This window comes from Deltaproteobacteria bacterium, from assembly GCA_016930875.1.
Lineage (GTDB): Bacteria > Desulfobacterota > Desulfobacteria > Desulfobacterales.
Genome location: JAFGFW010000192.1, coordinates 1 through 4,454 on the forward strand (window position 1 = coordinate 1; position 4,454 = coordinate 4,454).

The 4,454-nt window shown below is 46.6% G+C and carries 6 protein-coding genes; 2 read left to right on the forward strand and 4 right to left on the reverse strand.

Annotated elements, in window-relative coordinates; translation table 11 throughout:
• From JW883_16150 to JW883_16165, 4 genes are all read right to left on the reverse strand, one after another.
• On the reverse strand, nt 1–494 hold a 494-nt coding region (locus JW883_16150; GenBank protein MBN1843798.1), incomplete at its 3' end, for a hypothetical protein.
• Nucleotides 495–654: 160 nt separating this feature from the next.
• Nucleotides 655–861: a DUF378 domain-containing protein gene (locus JW883_16155; GenBank protein MBN1843799.1), complete on the reverse strand. Its 207-nt coding sequence runs from the start codon at nt 859–861 to the stop codon at nt 655–657.
• A 246-nt stretch (nt 862–1,107) separates the two neighbouring features.
• Entirely contained in the window at nt 1,108–1,797 is a 690-nt protein-coding gene (locus JW883_16160) for a response regulator transcription factor (GenBank protein ID MBN1843800.1), read from the reverse strand.
• 24 nt (nt 1,798–1,821) lie between these two features.
• Nucleotides 1,822–2,856: a PAS domain S-box protein gene (locus JW883_16165; protein ID MBN1843801.1), complete on the reverse strand. Its 1,035-nt coding sequence runs from the start codon at nt 2,854–2,856 to the stop codon at nt 1,822–1,824.
• Between the two features lie 567 nt (nt 2,857–3,423).
• On the opposite strand from JW883_16165, the gene JW883_16170 reads away from it, so the two are divergent.
• Both JW883_16170 and JW883_16175 read left to right on the forward strand, forming a co-directional pair.
• A complete protein-coding gene (locus JW883_16170; GenBank protein ID MBN1843802.1) occupies nt 3,424–3,768 on the forward strand; it encodes a hypothetical protein in 345 nt (114 codons plus the stop codon).
• Nucleotides 3,769–3,786: 18 nt separating this feature from the next.
• Nucleotides 3,787–4,125, forward strand: coding sequence for a YHS domain-containing protein (locus tag JW883_16175; GenBank protein ID MBN1843803.1), 339 nt, complete (start codon nt 3,787–3,789; stop codon nt 4,123–4,125).
• The last annotated feature ends 329 nt before the right edge of the window (nt 4,126–4,454 follow it).

Below are 4,454 nucleotides of genomic sequence, written 5' to 3' on the forward strand. Positions count from 1 at the left end.
AGACCTGCTTCGCTCATTGTGAAAACGGCGACACCGTTGTCATACTTGGCGTTGGCCGATACACCGGATTTGAGCGCTACCGCCGAAGCCTGTGCTGCAAAGGCGAAGTTGCCGGACTTGAAGTGATCCACGGCGGCCTTCGTTTCAAAGAAGATGAGCTCGGTATATCCCTGGCCTCCCAAGGCAAAGCCTATGCTGACTTGCGTCAGGTCGCAGTAGCCGACTAATTTTCCTCCTTCATACAGTTCACCTTTGCCATACGCCCCGCCGATGCCAACGGCGCCTTTCCCGACCGTGGGGAAGATCGCGTAACCGGCAGCCTCGTCGAAGAACTTTTTCAGCCCTGGATCTTCCTTTTTGGCGAGATCAATAGCAACCCGAACTTTGCCGCTCAGTGCAGATTTTCCTTCATCGGTCCTCGGCGCGGTAGCACAGCCCGTCAGGAGGAGGGCTCCAATGGCCATGCACATAAATGGGAATACGATAGTTTTCATAAAAGACTCCTTTCAATTTTCATGTCTAATCACGATAAAGTCACCCAACTCTTCGTCCGCTGATGATTCTAATCAGAAGAACTACAACGGCAATCAACAGGAGGGTGTGAATCAGCTCCACTGTTTTTAATTTATGAGTCACCATTTTTTATTCGGTATCTTACTTCTTACTTTCAATAAGTGCGGGAACCAAAACAATAACCGCTGAAACAGCAACCGCGACATAAATGAGACGAGCAAAAAGTGACATTTCACCGAATATCGTTGCGACAAGGTTAAACTTAAACAGACCAATAAGCCCCCAATTCAGACCTCCGACAGTAAGCAATACCAGAGCTACCCATAGACGTGTATTTAATTCCAACATTTTTCGAATCTCCAAAATAATTAATTAAAATTGAATCCTGTTTCTACCGGCGTTTTTAGCACTCCGGTTTACTTTACCTAATAATAACATAAATCAAAACTCCATGAATCGGGGGCGCATCCGTTTTTATTGTAGGTGAAACTCCTCTTTCTTTTGTGAGAGAAGACCCTGACAGAAAGGACCGTAAGATGAGTATATTAAAGGTCGAACAATAACTGACCTTGATAGATCGCAATCATGCTCGCGTTATGTTTTCGATGTGCTGTTTACCCATTGAATGGCATACCGGAGCAGTTCATCCGCGTCGGCGAGGTTCAGTTTTTCCTTAATGCGTGCGCGATACGTCTCGACGGTCTTTACGCTGAGATGCATAGACTGAGCTATCTTGGAGGGTTTGTAACCCTGGCCAATCAAGCGAAAAATCTCAAGCTCCCGGTCGCTAAGACTATCTATCGGAGTGCTATTCGTATCTACCTTGCTTCCAGCCAGTTTATGCAGAAATTTCTTTCCCATTTTATTGCTGACATATATCTCACCGCCGAGAACCGTACGAATCGCGGTTACAATGTTCTCGGAGGCGACCTCCTTCATTATATAGGCCTGGGCACCTGCGCGAAGGGCTCGTTCGGCATATGTTAATTCGTCATGAATGGAAAGCACAATCACCGGCAAGGTTGGATATCGCGCGTTAAGATTTTTGGTTAATTCAATACCGTCTGAGTTTTTCAGGCTTATATCTGTAATAACCACATCCGGCTTGAGCTCAGATATCGCCTTGAAGGCCTCCCGCGCTTCATCGGCTTGACCGCACACCTCGAAATCCTTCTCGTGATTAATGATCGTTGTGAGGCCGTCACGCACGATAGGATGATCATCAACGATAAAAATCTTTTTCTTGTCCTCGAAGGTTGTACTTTGCCGCTGTTTCCGCGTCATAGTCTTCGTTGCCCTTTCTGGGAACTAATCCATATTTGGAAACGTACACGTAACGATCGTGCCGCCTTCGCGCCCTCTGCCAACATCGAGCATGCCATCCATCAGCTTTGCGCGGTATTTCATTATTCTCAAGCCAATTCCCTTTTTCTTAGAAAGAATTCTTGGGAAATCCTTTCCATCATTTTCCACTTTCAGGGTAGTTTTATCCCTGGCCGAGGTCAATTCGATACTGATCTTCTTTGCTTTGCCATGTCTGGCTGCGTTGGTGACGGCTTCCTGAGCAATGCGGAAAAGGTGCCGTGCTGTCACAGGATCTCGAATCGGAACCACATTATTGCACTTGAATCGACATGAGATTTTCAAGAGATCCTTCGTACTGGAAGCCAGGCCCTGCAAGGCCGACACAAGGCCACCGGCTTCGACATCGACCGGGTAAAGCATTCTCGCAAGGTGGCGCGTTTGCGCTACAGCCTCACTGGCCAACTTGCATATCTCTGCCGCATCGGCTGACTCATGCAACGACCTGTTCTTAAGCTTCAGCTCCAAGCCCTTGCTCTTAACGGCAATGCCCGTAAGTATTTGGCCCATACTGTCGTGTATCTCTTGGCTGATCAGCTTTTGTTCTTCTTCCCTTACTTCTAATAACTCTCTTTCCAGCCGCTTGCGTTCCGTAATATCGCGCTCCGTTGTCGCAACGGCGGCCAGGTTGCCTGCGTCATCGGTCAGTTTCGTGACGTTGATCCAGACATCTATAAGCCGGCCGTCTTTCGTTAGACGCTGCGCTTCAAAAGACCGGACTTTTTCTCCTTTTTCTAGCCTTTTCAACAATGCAAAAACATCGTTCCGTCCATTCTTGGGAGTCATTTGGCGGACATTCATCTTGAGAGCTTCGGTTTTCGTGTAACCGTATATCTGTTTTGCCCCGAGGTTCCAGAACTTGATATTGCCTTGAAAATCCTGTACCGTTATGGCATCGTTGGAATCATGTACGACGGCAGCCAATAAGTGGTGCTCGTCTATCCACGACTCCTGTCTGGCATTGTTTTTTCCGGCAGACATTTCTCTAATCCCCTGCGTTAAATCCAGATACCTAAATTTCATATAAGTCTATAAAAAGACCAACCGGGTCGTCAATTCAAAATATGAATTTCTTCCTATACCGTCCAAGCAACATCGCATGCCCCTGAAGGCGATACGATAAACGACCAGGGATAGTTGACACAAGCCGGGGAACACTTGGGCGTTTGATTATTGGTCTTTAACGGCAGCACTGTAGGGGCTTTCACCTACATAAATATCAGCGTTATGAAGTACGGCAGAAACAGCGCTTTCACTGATTTACACATCTTGTGCCTCTGTTACCATTAGGTCTTGAATCATGAAGAGTCCAAACAATAAGGGTCTGCAGTGGTAGATATCGGTAGGCTTGGCAAACAAGGATTGCATGACTCCAAAGTTTATGGTGAACGATTAAGGATTGTTACGTTTTACGAAAAGGAAGGCGCATCATGAGCATGAGAAAGCCACTGATTACAATGACAGTTATGGTCTTGATGGGGTGGACCTTAATCCTTTGTTTAGCACAAGGAGGCGGGATGAGTCGCGGAGCAATGAAGAGAACAAGGTATGAGAATAGGCAAAGAGAAGATGATGGCCAAATCCATTGCGGCTACGGATTTCGGTGGCCTCAGCGCCATCGGTGCGGCCCTGTTCAGTGTCGGCATACCCAAGAACAGTGTGTTGAAATATGAAACCGCCATTAAGGGAGACAAGTATCTCGTTATTGCGCATGGCACCGCTGACGAGGTAGCCAAGGCCAAGGAGATCATTGAAGGTACAGAAGCTGAAACTGTGGAGTCGACCATCCCACCACGGAGAGAAGGTAGAAAAGTCCGTCGGTATCTGAACAGTCGACAGGAGACAATCGCTTCCCATCGATTAGCGTATCGTACAAAAGGATTGATTCATTAAAAGAAAGGTTGGTGTTTCATGTATCGAAGAAATGTGAGGTTTGTGACTGCCCTGTCAGTCGTGGTACTAATATTAGGATTGCTCGTTGTGAGTGGTTGTAAAAAGCGTGATGAAGCTCCAAAAGCTCCCGCTCCAACAACGAAAAAAACGCCTTCTACGCCAACGGCCGCGACAAAGGCACAGACAACATGTCCTATTGAGGGCACGAAGATCGACAAAAGCGTATATGCAGACTACCAGGGCAAACGCGTTTATTTTTGTTGCGCTGATTGCAAAACCAAATTCAATGCCGATCCGGCCAAATATGTAAAGCAACTGGAAGATAAGGGCATTACGCTTGAAGAGACTCCCAAATAGGCAGAAATTTCTACGCTTTACAATCTCAATCGTTGTTCCGAAGGACCATCAAGACCTTGCAGGCATAGAAATTCATACAGGATTGTCGTCCACGATTCGGACGATTGAAAGACGAACAGAGTGTTTAAAAAGAAGGCAAGGTGTAGCAGAAGAACTGTTGAACTTGCAATTGTTCCGATGATCGCGTTGGTTATCTGGGTGATTGGACTATCCTATGCCAATTCGCAAATCAACAGAAAATCGTGTCTGTGCTAACAATACAGACGATTTTTAATCTTTTCTGTCAAGGGAAGCCGATGTTCTCCAAAAACAGGGATGTGATTGGAGGA